Annotated in this window: 15 protein-coding genes; all 15 read left to right on the top strand. The window is 37.6% G+C overall.

The window, feature by feature from the left end:
- Window positions 1–24: 24 nt before the first annotated feature.
- The 15 genes from fmt to smc all read left to right on the top strand — a co-directional run bounded on the left by fmt (window position 25) and on the right by smc (window position 17,952).
- On the top strand, window positions 25–975 hold the full coding sequence (fmt, locus tag ACSKY2_RS03875; RefSeq protein WP_489876842.1) for a methionyl-tRNA formyltransferase: 951 nt from the start codon (window positions 25–27) through the stop codon (window positions 973–975).
- On the top strand, window positions 968–2,338 hold the full coding sequence (rsmB, locus tag ACSKY2_RS03870) for a 16S rRNA (cytosine(967)-C(5))-methyltransferase RsmB (RefSeq protein ID WP_489876841.1): 1,371 nt from the start codon (window positions 968–970) through the stop codon (window positions 2,336–2,338). Before fmt ends, rsmB begins: the two co-directional genes overlap by 8 nt.
- Before the next feature lie 35 nt (window positions 2,339–2,373).
- A complete protein-coding gene (locus tag ACSKY2_RS03865; protein WP_489878205.1) occupies window positions 2,374–3,114 on the top strand; it encodes a Stp1/IreP family PP2C-type Ser/Thr phosphatase in 741 nt (246 codons plus the stop codon).
- Window positions 3,115–5,022 (top strand): Stk1 family PASTA domain-containing Ser/Thr kinase, encoded by a 1,908-nt coding sequence (pknB, locus tag ACSKY2_RS03860; protein WP_489878204.1) that lies wholly within the window; start codon window positions 3,115–3,117, stop codon window positions 5,020–5,022.
- Window positions 5,023–5,042: 20 nt separating this feature from the next.
- Window positions 5,043–5,957, top strand: coding sequence for a ribosome small subunit-dependent GTPase A (rsgA, locus tag ACSKY2_RS03855; protein ID WP_489878203.1), 915 nt, complete (start codon window positions 5,043–5,045; stop codon window positions 5,955–5,957).
- Window positions 5,958–5,984: 27 nt separating this feature from the next.
- Window positions 5,985–6,644 carry a ribulose-phosphate 3-epimerase gene (gene rpe, locus ACSKY2_RS03850; RefSeq protein ID WP_489878202.1) on the top strand — a complete coding sequence of 220 codons (660 nt, stop codon included), beginning with the start codon at window positions 5,985–5,987 and terminating at the stop codon, window positions 6,642–6,644.
- Complete coding sequence (locus ACSKY2_RS03845; RefSeq protein WP_489878201.1) at window positions 6,644–7,312, top strand: thiamine diphosphokinase; 669 nt, start codon at window positions 6,644–6,646, stop codon at window positions 7,310–7,312. The genes rpe and ACSKY2_RS03845 overlap by 1 nt, the downstream gene beginning before the upstream one ends.
- Window positions 7,313–7,433: 121 nt before the next feature.
- On the top strand, window positions 7,434–7,634 hold the full coding sequence (gene rpmB / locus ACSKY2_RS03840) for a 50S ribosomal protein L28 (protein ID WP_003609111.1): 201 nt from the start codon (window positions 7,434–7,436) through the stop codon (window positions 7,632–7,634).
- Window positions 7,635–7,773: 139 nt separating this feature from the next.
- The gene (locus ACSKY2_RS03835; protein ID WP_489841035.1) at window positions 7,774–8,136 is read left to right on the top strand and encodes an Asp23/Gls24 family envelope stress response protein; all 363 of its coding nucleotides are present in this window, start codon (window positions 7,774–7,776) and stop codon (window positions 8,134–8,136) included.
- 24 nt (window positions 8,137–8,160) lie between these two features.
- Window positions 8,161–9,849: a DAK2 domain-containing protein gene (locus ACSKY2_RS03830; protein ID WP_489878200.1), complete on the top strand. Its 1,689-nt coding sequence runs from the start codon at window positions 8,161–8,163 to the stop codon at window positions 9,847–9,849.
- 122 nt (window positions 9,850–9,971) lie between these two features.
- Entirely contained in the window at window positions 9,972–12,008 is a 2,037-nt protein-coding gene (gene recG / locus ACSKY2_RS03825) for an ATP-dependent DNA helicase RecG (RefSeq protein WP_489878199.1), read from the top strand.
- Between the two features lie 100 nt (window positions 12,009–12,108).
- On the top strand, window positions 12,109–13,143 hold the full coding sequence (gene plsX / locus ACSKY2_RS03820) for a phosphate acyltransferase PlsX (RefSeq protein WP_489878198.1): 1,035 nt from the start codon (window positions 12,109–12,111) through the stop codon (window positions 13,141–13,143).
- 69 nt (window positions 13,144–13,212) lie between these two features.
- Window positions 13,213–13,455, top strand: coding sequence for an acyl carrier protein (acpP, locus tag ACSKY2_RS03815; protein WP_489878197.1), 243 nt, complete (start codon window positions 13,213–13,215; stop codon window positions 13,453–13,455).
- Window positions 13,456–13,689: 234 nt separating this feature from the next.
- The gene (rnc, locus tag ACSKY2_RS03810; RefSeq protein ID WP_489841040.1) at window positions 13,690–14,388 is read left to right on the top strand and encodes a ribonuclease III; all 699 of its coding nucleotides are present in this window, start codon (window positions 13,690–13,692) and stop codon (window positions 14,386–14,388) included.
- A 9-nt stretch (window positions 14,389–14,397) separates the two neighbouring features.
- Window positions 14,398–17,952 (top strand): chromosome segregation protein SMC, encoded by a 3,555-nt coding sequence (gene smc / locus ACSKY2_RS03805; RefSeq protein WP_489878196.1) that lies wholly within the window; start codon window positions 14,398–14,400, stop codon window positions 17,950–17,952.
- The last annotated feature ends 6 nt before the right edge of the window (window positions 17,953–17,958 follow it).

The raw sequence follows: 17,958 nt of genomic DNA, 5'->3' as shown, positions 1-17,958 counted from the left end.
ATGATTAGAGGAGTATAAGAGGTAATGACAAGTATTGTTTTTATGGGTACACCAGATTTTGCTGCACCAATTTTACAAAGCTTAATAGACCATTCAGAGTATGATGTGCAAGCTGTATTGACACAGCCAGATCGGCCAGTTGGTCGTAAGCACATCTTAAAACCAACACCAGTGAAAGAAGTGGCACTTTCTGCAGGAATTCCTGTCCTACAACCTGAAAAGTTATCTGGTTCAGAAGAATTATCGCAAATTATCGCATTAGCACCTGATTTTTTAATTACGGCAGCATATGGGCAGTTTTTACCAACGAAATTATTGGCAGCTGCCCAGATTGGTGCGATTAACGTACATGCTTCTTTGCTACCAAAATATCGTGGTGGTGCACCGATTCATTATGCATTATTAAATGGCGATACAAAAACGGGTGTCACAATTATGTACATGGTAAAAGCAATGGACGCTGGTGACATTATTTCACAGGCAGAATTGCCAATTTTACCCGATGATAATACAGGTATTCTTTTTGATAAATTAAGCTTATTGGGCCGTGACCTATTATTAGAAACTTTACCTAAGTTGATTTCAGGTGATGTTAAGCCGGTGCCGCAAGATGAAGATGAAGTGACTTTCTCACCAAATATTCGACCAGAAGAAGAAGTATTAGATTTTCAACAATCAGCACAAGTAATTCATAATCATGTTCGTGGATTGTTTCCATTTCCAATTGCACATACAACAATAAATGGTACACTGACGAAAATTCAACGAACACATCTAGTAGATGAAGTGACTGACTTGGCACCAGGCACTGTTGTTAAAAAGGGCAAACATGAGTTGTGGTTAGCTGCGGGTGATGGTCATGTCATTGCGATTGATGAATTACAGCCAGCGGGTAAGCCAAAAATGGCTGTGACAGCTTATTTAAATGGACATGCAAAATTCTCAGAGGGAGATCAAATAATTACGAATGAGTAAGAAAAATAACCAAACAATTGCCAATTGGGAAATGAATAATCCGCGCGCTTTAGCAGTACGCGTACTTGAAAAGGTTCATCATGGTGCATATTCAAATTTACAATTAGATAGTGTCATCAAACAGTCTAATTTATCAGAAAAGGATGTTCATTTATTAACAACGATGGTCTATGGTGTGATTCAGCACCGTTTAACACTTGAATACTGGTTATCACCATTTATTAAAAACTCAAAAAAATTAGAAGCATGGGTTCGCGAATTATTTTATATTTCCTTATTTCAAATGAAATATTTAGATAAGGTACCAGATCATGCCATTTTTGATCAAGCAATTGATATTGCCAAGCGTCGTGGACATGATGGCATTAGAAAATTAGTTACGGGTGTGTTGCATGCCATACAAAGACAAGGTGTACCTGAGGTACAAGTTATTTCAGATGATATTGAACGTTTGTCTATTGCATCATCTTTACCAATTTGGTTACTTGATACTTTAAAAGAACAAGTTGGATTAGAAAAAACGGTTTCAATTGCTTCAGCTATTAATCAAGCACCATCCCAATCGGTACGTGTTAATCAAGAATTAACAACAATTACTGACTTAACATCAAAATTGGAAGCTGAAGGTTATCAAGTGATGCCTTCTAAAGTCACACCAGATGCATTACTTGTATCTGGTGGGCATGTTGCCAGTTCCCAAGCATTTAAAAATGGGTTATTGACCTTACAAGATGAGTCTGCGATGTTAATGGTTCCCAGTTTAGCAATTGCACCGTCACATCAAGTATTGGACGCAGCGGCAGCTCCTGGTGGTAAGACAACTCAAATAGCGACTTATTTAGATGATGAACAGGGTGGTCGAGTGATTGCCTTAGATATACATGAACATAAAGCGAAATTAATTCAAGAAAATGCAGCACGTTTACATGTTGCTGATCGTGTACAGCCGCTTGTACTAGATGCAAGAAAAATTGACGAAAAGTTTGGCGATGAAGCATTTGATCGTATTTTAGTAGATGCACCTTGTTCAGGTTTTGGTTTGTTACGTCGTAAACCAGAAATTAGATATGAAAAAACTATAAATGATAGTTATCAACTACAAAAAGTACAACGTGCAATTTTAGAAGCAGTGGCTGGTAAACTAAAAAAAGGTGGTCGGTTAGTTTATGGGACGTGTACGATTCTAAAAACTGAGAATGAAGATGTTATTGATGGCTTTTTAGCAACACACAAAGAATACAAACTTGTACCAACAGAGACAGCATATCATTTAGATAATCTAGATAGTCGTGGTATGCTACATATCTACCCAGATGATTATCAATCTGATGGATTTTTTGTGGCAACATTAGTGAAACAATAGTGTATTATGGAGCAACGGTGAAGGGATGATAAAGTATGAAAATTGCATATGCGTCTGACACTGGTCGTATGCGTTCTGATAATCAAGATTACGTGAGTGTCTTTATCAATCAATCGGGAGCCCAATTGGCTATTGTGGCTGATGGTGTCGGCGGTCAAAATGGTGGGGATGTTGCTGCGACGATGGCAGTTTCTCATATTGGTAACCAGTGGCAACAATCAACGATCGCAACAGTAGAAGCGGCGGAACAATGGTTGGTAGATCAAATTAATAATGAAAATAATACTATTGTTAAAACAGCTCAACGATATAGAACATTGAATGGCATGGCAACAACGCTGGTTATTGCGGTTATTTTAGCACGTCAACTAGTCATTGCAAATATTGGCGATTCACGAGCATATATTATTCGACAGCGACAAATTAGACAATTGACAACAGATCATAACTTAGCAAATGAGTTATTACAAGAAGGTGCCATTACAAAAGACGAAGCGATTACTCATCCAGGTAGACATTTGATAACGCGCCAATTAGGTGTAACGGATGATTCAAAAGCAGATTTGTTTGCTATTAATATACAACCTGACGATTATGTTTTAATGACAACTGATGGGATGCCAAAACATATTGATGATGAGACAATTTTACAAACTGTTCTAGCAACACCAGATATTGCCGATACCGTGACACGGTTAATTACTAGTACAAATGATGCTGGTGGATCAGACAATGTGACGGTTTTGATTGGTCACCAAGAAAGTGGGGGATACTAAATGCGAATAAATCAACTAGTTGGTGAACGCTATCGCATTGTAGAACCACTTGGCGAAGGCGGGATGGCAAATGTCTATCGAGCTCATGATATTATTTTGAATCGTGACGTGTCTTTAAAATTGATGCGTCTAGATATGCGTGATGATGAGAATGTCCGGCGACGATTTAATAATGAGATTGCTGCCACTTCAGCTATTTTGCATCCTAATATCATTCAAGTGTATGACTATGGTGAAGAAGGTGGCTCACAATATTTAGTGACAGAATTCGTAGCGGGAACAGATCTTAAGCGATATATTGCTGAAAATTGGCCAATACCTGTCAGTCGTGTTATCGATATCATGCGAGAAATTCTTGCGGGCATCGCAGTGGCACATCAAGCGGGTATTATTCACCGGGATTTGAAACCACAAAATATTTTAATTAGTAACGAAGGTGAAGCAAAAATCTCTGATTTTGGGATTGCCCGTGCACAAAGTTCTTTTGGTATGACACAAACTAATACAGCCATTGGTTCAGTCCATTATATGGCACCAGAACAAGTTCGGGGAGGTGCTGCTTCCAATCGTAGTGATATCTATTCATTAGGTATTATGTTATATGAAATGTTAACGGGGCATGTGCCGTTTGATGGTGAAACGGCTGTTGCCATTGCGGTGAAACACGCACAAAATGCGATGCCTTCAGTGCGAGATGTTGATCCACGGGTACCACAAGCGTTGGAGAATGTTATTTTTAAAGCAACTGCAAAAAATCCAATGAGTCGATACGCATCAGCTCAGGCAATGTCTGATGACTTAAAGACGGCATTATCACCTAATCGAATTAATGAACCACGTTGGCATGATCCTAATGATATAGAGGATACAACGGCAACGAAAGTTATACCACTTGCACAAATACAGGAAGTCGCCAATCAACGACCGGCAGCCACTTTTAAACCAGATCATGGTAAGAATGGGACCGACTCATCAGTAATCGGAAAGTCCAAAAAACCAACAAATAGCGGTCAAAAGAAAAAATTACGTCGGCGATATTTATTAATTGCTTTGATTGCAATTGTTGCTTTGATTGGTGGATTAGCTATTTATGGTGCAATGCAACCGAATAATGTACATGTATCCGATGTCAGGGGCATGACGCAAGCCAATGCAGAAAAAACTTTGAAAGAAGATGGCTTAAAGCTGGGAGATATATCTACAAAACATGCCAATGACATTGAACGTGGTCATGTGATTCAAACTGATCCTAAAGTTGGTAAAACAGTTACGGCTGGGTCAGTGATTGATTTAATTGTTTCGAAGGGTCCAAATAAGGTTCGCTTTGGTGATTATGTTAATGCGAAGTATAGTACAGTAAGCAATAAGTTGAAAAACAAAGGCTTTAAAGTTTCTCAAAAAGAAAAGGCGAGTGATACTGTGCCTAAAGGCTATATTATTTCACAAAATGTAGATGCTGAGGATCAAGTGGTTCCAAGTAAAACAAGGGTGAAATTTAAAGTATCAACAGGGCCAAAGAGTTATTCTGTACCTAATTTTACTGGTAAATCACAAAGTACTGTCGTCAATTGGGCGCAGACAAATAATATTTCTGTTGATTTTAATAGTGTTTATTCTGATAGTATTCCAGCCGGTTATGTGGTTTCGCAGTCAATGACCCCAGGTAGTAAAATGACGAAAAGTGATGTGTTGTTAATTACTTTATCAAAGGGACCAAATGAAACAACACATTCTTCAAGTAAATCGTCAGAATCAACGACGACTTCTAATCATAATAATAATAGTAATGATAGTAATTCGTCACAAAGTAGTTCAGTAAGTAGTGCATCAAGTAATACGGAATCTAGTGAAACAAGTCAGTCAACTTCTGAAAGTTCAGAATCAACTAGTTCTGAAAAAGAAGACTAATGGCATAGTTAGGAGAATTAATGGCAGAATATCATGGACAAATTCAGTTAGCATTAGCCGGATTTTATGATGTCCGAACCGCAGACGGAAATATTTTTCGAACACGTGCGCGAGGTAATTTTCGAAAAAAAGATTTAAAACCATTAGTAGGAGATTGGGTTTCTTTTCGTGCAGATACACCTAATGAGGGGTATATACTTGCTATTGATGAACGTGAAAATAGTATTGTGCGTCCACCTGTTGCAAATGTTGATCAAGTGATTGTTGTGACAGCGGTTAAAATGCCTGAATGGTCAAGTAATTTATTAGATCGACAATTAGTGGCATTAGAAGAAAAAAATATTGAACCAATCATTTACTTTACTAAAACTGACTTATTGTCAGAAAAAGAGATGAAAAAGTTTTCAGAAATATCGGCTGGCTATCGGGAAATTGGGTATCAAGTGATTTTGCCTCAGCAATCGTTTGATGAACAGAGTTTAAATCAAGTAAAACATTTATTAGCTGATAAGTTAACTGTTTTAATGGGACAAACTGGTGCGGGGAAAAGCACTTTATTGAACCATATTTCACCAACACTTCATTTAGCGACGGGAGAAGTCTCACAGGCACTCAGCCGTGGCAAACATACAACGAGACAGGTTTCATTGCTTGATTTATATGGTGGCTTTGTTGCGGATACACCTGGCTTTTCAGCGTTTGAAGTTTTTGATATGCCAGCTCGAGAACTAGGTCAATATTTCCGTGATTTCAATCGCTTCGTCAATAATTGCCGCTTTCGTGGTTGTGTCCATTTGAACGAGCCTGGTTGTGCAGTTAAGTCAGCTGTTGAACATGGTGAGATTATGCTATCTAGATATGAAAATTATAAGTTGTTTTATGATTTGATTGCAGGACGACGGCCGGTTTATAATAAACATGATAAAAAACATTAGAAGAAATTTTTAAAGAGGGTAAGAATTATGACAATTAAAGTCGCACCATCAATTTTAGCAGCAGACTACTTAAATTTAGCACGTGATGTGCAGCTGGTTGACAAAGCAGGTGCCGAATTACTTCATATTGATGTGATGGATGGCACGTTTGTCCCCGCGATTGCTTATGGTCCTAATTGGGTCAAGGCATTGCGTAAAATTACTGATATGACGCTAGATGTTCACTTGATGGCAGTTAATCCAGAACGTTACATTGACGAATTTGCAGCAGATGGTGCTGATATTATTGGTGTTCACTATGAAGCAACGAATCATATCCATCGAGCATTACAACAAATTAAAAGTCATGGTGTTAAAGCAGAAGTAGTGATTAATCCTGGTACGGCTGTTGCTCTGATTGAGCCAGTTTTGCACATGGTTGATCAAGTCTTGGTTATGACAGTTAATCCAGGTTTTGGTGGTCAAAAGTTTCTACCAGAAACACTTGAAAAAATTGCAATGTTGGCAAATATTAAACGAAGAAAAGGTTATGACTTTGATATTGAAATTGATGGTGGTGCTAACGATGAAACAACAAAATTAGCTTATGATGCTGGGGCAACTGTTGCTGTTGCAGGCTCATATGTTTATGACAAAGTCGACCCTGCAGCTAAAATTGCTCGTTTGAAGGAAGTCACAACTGATTAATGGAACGAATACGTTTATTAGTTGGTGGTCCGATTGTTGAATGGCCCGATGATTTAAAGGCTGGCAAATTAGAAGGTCCTTGGGCAGCTGCAGACCGAGGTTCGTTACGCTTATTAAATTTAGGGAAAACGCCAATTCTAACTGTTGGTGATTTTGATTCAGTGACAAGTCAAGAACGTCATGAAGTGGTCGCACAATTACCAAATATTGTTAGTGTGAAACCTGAAAAGGATGATACAGATACGGAGTTACTGTTAACTTTGGTTGAAAAATATTATCATCCAGATAAAATTGAGATTTATGGTGCAACAGGTGGCCGAATTGATCAGTTATTGTCAAATATTTGGATTTTTACTCAACCACGTTTTATGAACATTATAGAAAAAGTTACCATTATTGATCGAATTAATCGCATAACATTCTTTCTACCAGGTGAACATACGATTATAAAAGATCCTGCAATGGATTATTTAGGATTTATGCCATTAACTCCAGTTCAAGGATTAACGTTATTAGATGAAAAATATCAACTAACCAGTTGGTCTGGTAATCCATTTTCTTTTTCTTCAAATGAATTTGCTGGCACAGTGAATCATTTTTCATTTAAACAAGGTGTTGTAGCTGTTATCCAAAGTCGAGACTTAATTGGTCAAACAGCTGACCAGTAAAAATGTGTAAAGTAAAAATACTTTACAGAAAACCCTTGCTTATTATGTAAGGGTTTGGTATTATTATTCAAGTAAATAAAAGCACTGAATTTAAAAGAGCTTAAGATTGGAGGGTAAACATATGGCAGTTGATGCAGTCAATGGAAAGCGTACTCGCTTCGGTAACCAACGTTCACACGCCCTTAACTCAAGTCGTCGTAGCTGGAAGCCAAATTTGCAAAAAGTAACGGTTAAGATTAACGGTTCAGCACCTAAGAAGGTGTACCTATCAGCTCGTACTTTGAAGGCTGGTTTGAAGAACGGCTCAATTGAGCGTGTATAAGAAATAAAGCTACCGTTTGGTGGCTTTTTTCTTTTATGTAGCGATTGTATATTATTAAACATGATTGTGACGATTACCAACTAATACTAGACCGTCGCTTGTGGTAAAATAGTATTAGTTTTATACGGAGGTCATTCTAATGACAGTTAAGATCCAAACAGCACAAGGTGCAATTGAAATTGAAAACGATGTAATCGCAACGATTGTAGGTAGTGCAACAACTGATAACTATGGTGTTGTTGGTATGGCAAGTCAAAATCCGTTGCGTGATGGGGTTAATCAGATATTGAATGGTGATAACTTCTCAAAGGGTGTTATTGTTCGCCAACAAAATGGTGGTGTCACGGTAGATGTTCATATTATCGTTGGATATGGCATGAAAATTTCCGAAATTTCTAAAAGTGTACAAGCACGTGTTAAAAATGATTTAAATGTTATGTTAGGGATTGTTGCCAGCGAAGTTAATGTAACTGTTCAGGGCGTGCGTATACTAGGGGATTAGCCTAGTTATAAGGAGTTAAATACTGTGGAAGTTGTAACGACAATTACCAACGTTGAGTTTGGTAAAATGATTAACGCGGCAGCAGAAGCGTTAAAAAATAATGCGGAAAAAATAAATAAATTAAATGTTTTTCCAGTTCCTGATGGGGATACTGGTACCAACATGACTTTATCGATGGCAAGTGGGGCTGAGTATGAGCGTAATGAAGATAATACACATCTTGGTCAATTAGCAAAAGCAACAGCGAAGGGTTTGCTGATGGGTGCTCGTGGTAATTCAGGAGTGATTTTGTCACAAATTTTCCGCGGCTTTGCAAATAAGATTGCAGATAAAGAGACGCTATCAGCTCGTGATTTAGCAGATGCCTTGATGGGCGGTGCAGAAACGGCATATAAAGCAGTGATGAAGCCCACTGAAGGAACAATTTTGACGGTTATTCGTGAAGCTGCTGCAGCGGCTAATCGGACTGCCAAAACTTCTGACGATGTGACAGAAGTCATGTCGGATGCATTAACAGCAGCTGAAAAGGCGCTTGCTTCGACACCGGAATTATTACCAGTTTTGAAAGAAGTTGGCGTTGTTGATTCAGGAGGCCAAGGACTTGTTATTGTTTTAAGCGCTTTTTATGCTGTTCTTTCGGGCCAAGAAGTTAAAACAGAACTTGATAATGCGAATCTTGATGCAATGGTCTTATCCTTACATAATGCGGGTGTACAAGGTGAGTTAAATCCAGAAGATATTAAGTATGGTTATTGCACTGAAATCATGGTTGACATTGCTAAAGGAACAACTTTCAATAAGAAATTTGATTATGATACTTTTTATGATCACCTAGCTGGTATGGGTGATTCATTGTTGGTGGTTAATGATGATGATGTTGTTAAGGTTCACGTACATACTGAAGATCCAGGTAATGTCATTCATTGGGGGACTGAATTTGGTTCATTACGTAAAGTTAAAGTGGACAACATGCGTGATCAACAGGTAGAAGCAGCAAATGCGGCTGAAAAGCAAAAAGCTCAAGCAACTGCAGATGAACAACTTGGTAAAGGCCCTGAAGTTGCTGTTATTACAACAGCTGCTGGTGCAGGTATTAAAGAAATCTTTGCTTCGGCTGGTGCAACCGTTATTATTGACAGTCAACAAGCACCTGCAACACAGGATATATTACAAGCATTGACAGATAGTCATGCAGCCTCAGCTATTATTCTGCCCAATGACGGTAATATTTTTATGGCTGCTGAACAGGCCGCTTCATTGGCTGATGTACCAGTTAAAGTTGTTAAGACAAAGACAGTTCAACAGGGATTGACTGCATTGGTCTTAGGCTATGATCAAATGAAGTCCCTTGATGATAACTTTGCAGCAATGTCTGCAACTATTTCAGAGGTTAAATCAGGATCTGTAACGACTTCAGTTCGTGATACGACCATCAATGGTTTAACTATTCAAGCTGGCGATGCCATTGGCTTATTGGATGGTGAAATTGTCGTGGCAGTGCCCAATGCGGACATTAATCAAGCCGCTGTTGATTTATTAAAAAAGATGCTGGATGAAGAATCAGAGTTAGTAACGATTTATTATGGTCAAGATGCTCAAGAATCAGACGCAGAAGCATTACAAGCAGTTGGTGAAACGTTAGATGATGAATTAGAATTTGAGATTCATGATGGTGGTCAACCATTATATCCAATCTTGCTATCAGTTGAATAATGTTCTAACGTGGTTAGCGCACATTAATATGATGGGCGAGAAACCTATTAGAATGCTAACAAGGTCTTTAGTGCGCATCGTACTAAAGACCTTTTGACCATTTTTAAGGATGGAGGGAGAGTATGCCAAGTTTACTTGATAGTATTGCGGTGTTATCAGGCGTTGGTTCAAAACGAGAACAAGCTTTAAATAAATTAGGAGTTTTTACGATTGATGATTTATTAACTTACTATCCACGACGGTATAATGATTTGGCACAAAAGCTGCCTTCAGAAACTTTAGATGGTGAAAAAGTCACGTTTAAAGGTATTGTTACTTCACCACCAGTTATTAGTCGCATTGGTTATAAAAAAACACGCTTAAATTTTCGACTCACAGTTGCACACGATACCATTCAAATATCTTTTTTTAACCAACCATGGTTAAGTAAAAATATTACAATGGGTGATGAAATTGCGATTTATGGTACATACAATAAAACACATCAAAGCCTATCAGCCATTAAAATGATGCCTAAAAATAGTGAAAATGAATTAGAAGCTATTTATCCATCATCTAAAGAAATTAAAGCAGCAACGATTAAAGATTTAATTTTTCAAGCGCTTGGTAAATATGGAGATTTATTGACAAACGATATTATTCCCGAAAAAATACGACATAAATATCGATTATTAAATTATCATGATACTGTGTTTGGAATGCATGCGCCTGAAGATGCACAAACAGCTGCTGAAGCACGACGAACGGCTTCGTTTATGGAATTCTTTGTATTTCAAATGCGGTTACAAGTTATAAAACAGATGGATCGTCATCATCAAGGAAGAGCCATTATATACAACAATGACAAATTAAAAGACTTTATAAAGAAATTACCATTTGAATTAACAACTGCGCAAAAAAGAGTGGTGAATGAGATCGTTCGTGATATGCGGCGACCAGTTCATATGAATAGATTATTACAAGGTGATGTTGGGTCAGGAAAGACGGTTGTTGCTGCATTGGCAATGTATGCGGCAATAACAGCTGGCATGCAGGCAACTTTAATGGCACCGACAGAAATTTTAGCACAACAGCACGCACAAACGATTGGCAATTATTTTAATCCGAATGAAGTGCGTGTGGAGTTATTGACAGGTTCAACAAAAGCAGCGGCTCGGCGACAAATTTTAGCAGACTTAGTTGCGGGGGATATTGATATTTTAATTGGGACACATGCCTTAATTCAGCCAGATGTTGCTTTTCATAATCTCGGTTTGGCAGTCATTGATGAACAGCACCGGTTTGGTGTTCAACAACGCGCAACACTTAGAAAAGTTGGTGTTAACCCTGATATTTTGGCAATGACTGCAACACCAATTCCGCGAACTTTGGCCATTACGGCTTATGGTGAAATGGATATTTCAATTATTGACCAATTACCGGCTGGTAGAAAGCAGACGAAGACGTTCTGGCTTCGACATAACGAATTAAATAAAGTAATCACATTTATTAAAAGTCAATTGGCAAGTGGCACGCAAGCATATGTCGTCACACCATTGATTGAGAAATCTGAAACATTAGATGTACAAAATGCTCAGGCTGTATATGATGAATTGTCAGCATATTTTGCCCCAAATTATCAGGTCGGTCTACTACATGGTCGACTATCTAATGAGGAAAAAGATGCCATTATGACAGCGTTCAAAGCAAATCAGTTTCAAGTACTGGTTGCAACGACGGTTATTGAAGTTGGAGTCGATGTACCCAATGCAACTGTGATGTTAATTTTAGATGCAGATAGATTTGGTCTATCACAGCTACATCAACTACGTGGTCGAGTTGGACGAGGTAATCGACAAGCTTATACGTTTTTGATTAGTGATCCTAAAACACAATATGGTATTGATCGTATGGAAGCCATGGTTGCAACAACGGATGGTTTTGTATTAGCGCAAAAAGATTTGGAGTTACGTGGATCAGGGGATGTTTTAGGTAATCGACAATCAGGTGTACCTGAATTTAGGGTCGGGGATCCGATTGCTGATTTGACGATGATGAATATTGCGCAAGAAGAAGCAATTGCAATTGTTGAAAACCCTGATTGGGATAAAGAACCAGATATGTTAGTGTTATCAGAAATGTTGTCTGAAACCATGAATCGGTACCGTAATTTTGATTAAAATTAGAGATATGTTTTTACCAAAACGTGAAAATGTGGTACATTTTATAGTATTGCAATTATTAAAAAAATAAATTAATCAGTCCATGAAGGAGTCAATTATGTATAAAATTGCTGTTGATGCAATGGGTGGTGACAATGCACCTGAAGCCATAGTCGCTGGTATTGAGAAAGCACGTAATCAAATGCCAGATACTGAATTTTTACTATTTGGTCAATTGGATAAAGTTAAGCCATTGGTTAAAGATGAGACACATTTAACATTGATCCAGTCTGATGAAATTATCGAAATGGGTGAAGAACCTGTGAAGGCAATTCGTCGTAAGAAGCAAAGTTCATTAGTGATGGCTGCACAGGCTGTTAAAGATGGTAAAGCTGATGCGATATTCTCTGCTGGCAATACAGGAGCTTTGCTAGCGGTTGGTATCTTTACTGTTGGTCGTATTCGTGGCATTGATCGACCAGCGCTATTAACTGTTTTACCAGCCTTAGAGGGGCCTCATGATGCTTTTGCAATGATGGATGTTGGCGCTAATGCTGAAAATCGACCAACACATCTGTACCAATACGGTATTTTAGGTTCTTTCTATGCTAAAGAGGTACTTGGTTACGATAATCCACGTGTTGGCTTGTTAAATAATGGTACCGAAGAAGATAAAGGTGACCCTGTTCATAAAGAAGCACATCAATTATTAAAGCATGGTGCAGAACAAGCATATGTTAATTTTATTGGTAACGTAGAATCACGTGATATCTTACATGGACCAGCTGATGTTGTAGTTGCTGATGGCTTTTCAGGTAATGCAGCTTTAAAAGCAACTGAAGGAACTGCTTTAGCAATGTTACATTTGATTAAACATGCTATTTTGGAAGGTAATGTCAAAACAAAGTTAGCAGGATTAATGTTAAAGCCAGCCATGAAGGGGATTCAGTCACGATTAGATTATTCGCAACATGGTGGTGCAGTTGTTATTGGCGTTAAAGCGCCAGTCGTTAAAACACATGGTTCTGCTGGTCCAAGTGCAGTCGCAAATACAATGGCACAAATACACACGATGTTGGAAACAAAGCTGGTTGAAAAGACAGAAACTTTTGTAGCAGCTCACAAAGCAGACTTATCAAAGTCAGCTGATTAAAAGTTGGACGTTATTCATAAATTACGATAAGCTTAATACGGTTGATTTTTAGAATAGGAAGTAATAATCATGGAACGACAAGAAATTTTAGATAAAGTAATCACATTGGTAGCAAGCCATTTTGAATTAGATCCAGCAAGTATCACTGGTGAGACAAATTTTACAAAAGACATCGATGCAGACTCAATTGACTTTGTTGAACTCGTATTGGAAATGGAAGATGAGTTTGGTGCTGAGATTTCTGATGAAGATGCCGAAAAATTAATTACCGTAAATAATACCGTTGATTATATTGCATCGCGTGTGAAATAAAAAATTAATGATGTTGCTGCTTCAAGTAACGAAAGGCCGTCAATCTATCAATTATGGTTAGATTGACGGCCTTAAACGTGTTTTGAAAGATAGAAACAATATTGTAAAAACAACTACAAATGATTTCAGAGCGTCTTTTGGCACATAATATCATGATTTGTCCACCAAAAAATGATATAGATAATTATTGGTCTGGTATAATAGAAAAGTATATATACAAAAGAGGGTAGGAATATGTTCCAACAATTACAAGAAGATTTAGCAGCAAAACATCATATTCATTTTAATGATATGAAGTTACTAGAAGAAGCGTTAACACAAGCAAATTATATTAATGAACACCCTGGTTATACTGGTGGTGATTATCAACGCCTTGAATTTTTGGGTGATGCAGTTATGCAACAATCGACAGCAGTTTATTTATTTAAACGTTTTCCAAATTGGGATGAAGGTCGATTGACAGAGTTGAGAATTTCAATGGTTCAAACAAGAGCATTCGCAGCTTTGTCACGTGAGTTGCATCTAGATCGATATGTACAATTAGGTCATGGTGAAGAATTATCAGGCGCACGTCATCGTGATTCTTTGCTGGAAGATCTATGGGAAGCATTTATCGGTGCTTTATTTTTGGATCAAGGACAAGAAGTTGTGATGCGCTTTTTAGATGAAATGATGTTTGTTAAAATTGATGAAGGCTTTTTTGATCAATTCGTTGATTATAAGTCAAAGTTGCAAGAGTATTTACAACGTCATGGTACCGTTAAAATAACGTATACCAAGCTTGATGAACAAGCTATCTCGAATAATGAACAAATATTTACAATGCAAGTCGCGGTTGACGATAAAGCATTGGCAGTCGGTGAAGGTAAGTCTACCAAGGATGCTGAAAAAATGGCAGCTCGAAAAGCTTACCAATCTTTAATGAACAACTAGGAATGTAAAATGAAATTAAAAACTTTGGAAATAACTGGTTTTAAGTCGTTTGCCGAACGAACCAAAATTGAATTTATGCCAGGTATTACCGGGGTTGTTGGTCCCAATGGGTCCGGAAAGTCTAATATTATTGAGGCAATCCGCTGGGTAATGGGTGAACAGTCAGCAAAAGGATTACGTGGCGACAAAATGGCAGATGTCATTTTTGATGGTACTTCAAAAAGGGCGCCATTAAATCGTGCTGAGGTGGCAATTACATTTGATAATACTGATCATTATTTGAATTCAGAGTATTCAGAGATAACGATTAAACGAACTTTATATCGAAATGGTGATTCCAATTATCAAATCAATGGTGTAACAGTTCGTTTAAGAGATATTCACGAATTATTTATGGATTCCGGATTAGGACGTGAAAGTTTTTCAATTATCTCACAAGGTCGAGTTGAAAGTGTTTTTAGTGAAAAACCAATTGAACGTCGCAGTATTATTGAAGATGTGGCAGGTGTTTATAAATATAAGCAAAATAAAGATAAAGCAGAAAAAGAATTAGTTGATGTTTATGATAATTTAACACGTGTGGCAGACATTTTATATGAATTACAGGGACGTGTTGAACCTTTAGCAAAAGAGTCAGCCAAAGCGCAGGACTATTTAACAACAAAAGCTTCGTATGATCAATTGGACCAATCACGTTTGGTACTTGAATTGTTAGATTGGTACGAAGAAAAGGAAAATTTGACTGCAAAATCAACAGCAGAAAAGGCTAATTATGAGCAGCAACAACTGGTTTTACATGAAAAGAAGCAAAAATTACAACATCTTGATGAGGAACAGACACAATTAAATACGCAACAACAAACATTGCAAGCAAAATTAGTTGTTACCACACAACAAGTTGAGCAATTAACTGGTGAACAAAATGTCCAGGCTGAACGCCATAAAAATCGTTTCAAAACGACAAAAGATTTGACTGAACGACACCAAGCAGCGTTAGATAGATTGACTGTTTTAGAAAAGGCTTATCAGCAATGTGCACACGAATTAGCTGATCAGCAAGCTAAATACAAGCAATATGACCAATCAAGGGCACAAGTGCTTGATTTGCATCCACGGACAAAGTTAGCAAAAATTACACAGCAAATTGAAGAAACACGTCGTGACTTGGTAGCAACTATGCAAGACTTGACTAGTGCTAAAAATGAGCAAAATTATTTGGCACAAGAAACCAAACGTAGTGATGCTGAATCTTTGCGATTACAACAGCGTGTACAACAAGTGGCACAGCGACTAACAGATGCTCAGACACGAGTTGCAGATAAGACTACCCGTCTGAATGTTGCGACAAAAGAGTTAATTGAAGCACAACAGATTTTCGAAAAAATTAAATTACAAGGACAACAACTGGAACAACAACGAAATAGTGTACGTCAAGAATGGTTTAAGCAAATGGAACAAGAACAGCGATTGAGTACGCGTTTACAATCACTGAAGCATTTAGCTGAAAATTATGATGGTTACTATCAAGGTGTTAAAAATTTGATGAAAGCCGAACAACAATTTTCGGGTATTCAAGGTGTAATTGCTGACTTGATTACTGTGTCAGACACTCATCGAATCGCGATTGAAACGGCTTTAGGTTCAGCCTTACAACATGTTGTTGTTCGAGATGAACAAGTTGGAAAAACAGCAATCCAATATTTAGCAAAGCATCGTTTAGGCAGAGTAACCTTTTTACCGCAAACAGCGATTAAAGCACGGCGCATTTCTGATCAGCAATTAAAGACAGCACAATCGTTAACAGGGTTTGTTGGTGTCGCGTCTGATTTAGTTCAGTCAGATGAAGCATATAAAAACATTATTGCTAATTTACTTGGCATGACAATTGTTGTTGTTGATATGTCAGCGGCTATTAAGATGGCTAAAACATTGCAACATCGTGTACGATTAGTAACCTTGGATGGGCAAATAATGAATGCTGGTGGTTCAATGACTGGTGGGGCGACTAGGCAACATGGCAATGGGTTACTATCACAAAAAAATGAAATTGCAAAATTAAATCGTCAAGAAAATGATCTGCATCAAACAACTTTGGCATTGGAGAAACATGTTAAAGATTTAGATGCCGCTTTAAAGGAGATAACTGACAGTTTTAATCAGCAACAAGTTGCTGTATTAAAAACCAATGAGCAATCACAAACTGCAAAAGCTAACTTACAATTAGCAGAATCAACACTTAGTCAAGTAAAAAAAGAGCAGGCTGCTTTACAATATGAACATCAATTGGTTGCAGATGCACAAAATCAAAAAATGTCTGTTGATCAAAATACACAATTGATTGCAGATTTATCTAATAAACAACAAGCCCTTCAGCAAATGTTGGATGAGCAATTAAGTGATCAAAAAGATATTCAAAATGAAATTACGATAGCTGATAAAAAAATCAGTGATTTGGAGTCAGCTTTAGCAAAATCTGAAGCAGTCTTATCATCGTTAGCGGTTCGAAAAAAAGATTTGTATGAACAAAAAACTGCTGAACAACGACAAATCACGACAATTGAACAACAATTACAAGATTTAACGCAAAATGAAAATGATGTTCAAGAAAAATTGGCACATCGCTTAAAGCAGACACAAACTGAGAAAATAAAAGTGACGCAGTCATTAGCAGATGTGCAAGCAAAATTACAACATATTCAAGCACAACATGATACGCTTAACGCAGAACTTAGTATGGCACAAGATACCGTTAATAACACGGTAACGATTATGTCTCAATTTGATGGGCGCTTAGGTGAATTACGATCATCAATTAATACGAATGAACAAACTTTGGAAACAACCTATGATACATCGTTTGAGTTTGCAAAATCGGAGCTTTTAGATATTGATATTGATACCATTCGCACGAAATTGAAATTATTAAAACAAGGGTTAAATGAAATTGGTCATGTTAATTTGAATGCTGTTGAAGAGTATCAAACAGTTAAAGAACGCTATGATTTTTTAACACAGCAAAAAGATGATCTCATTTCAGCAAGGGATAATTTGCAAGAAACGATGGCTGAAATGGACACGGAAGTGATAACCCGCTTTCAGACGACTTTTGATGCCATTGCAACACAATTTACGCAAATTTTTGTTAAAATGTTTGGTGGTGGACAGGCTTCACTAGTATTAACAGATCCAGAAAATCTATTAACCACAGGCATTAATATTGAAGTTCAGCCACCTGGAAAAAAACGGCAACAATTAAGTTTATTATCAGGTGGTGAAAAGGCATTAACGGCAATTAGCTTATTATTTGCGATTTTGGCTGTTCGGCCTGTACCATTCGCCATTCTTGATGAAACAGAGGCAGCACTAGATGAAGCAAATGTTGATCGATTTGCAAATTATCTTCATGAAGTCAATCATCAAACGCAATTTATCGTTATCACACACCGTAAAGGAACGATGACTCAGGCAGATGTTCTTTATGGTGTAACCATGCAAGAACCGGGCGTCTCAACCATGGTGTCAGTTAATCTAACTGATTTGGATGAAACTCTGGTAGAAAGTTAGGAGATA

The organism is Weissella sp. ESL1156 (assembly GCF_058505625.1).
The sequence above is the reverse complement of the archived record's forward strand: the minus strand, read 5'-3'. Positions and strand labels throughout refer to the sequence as shown.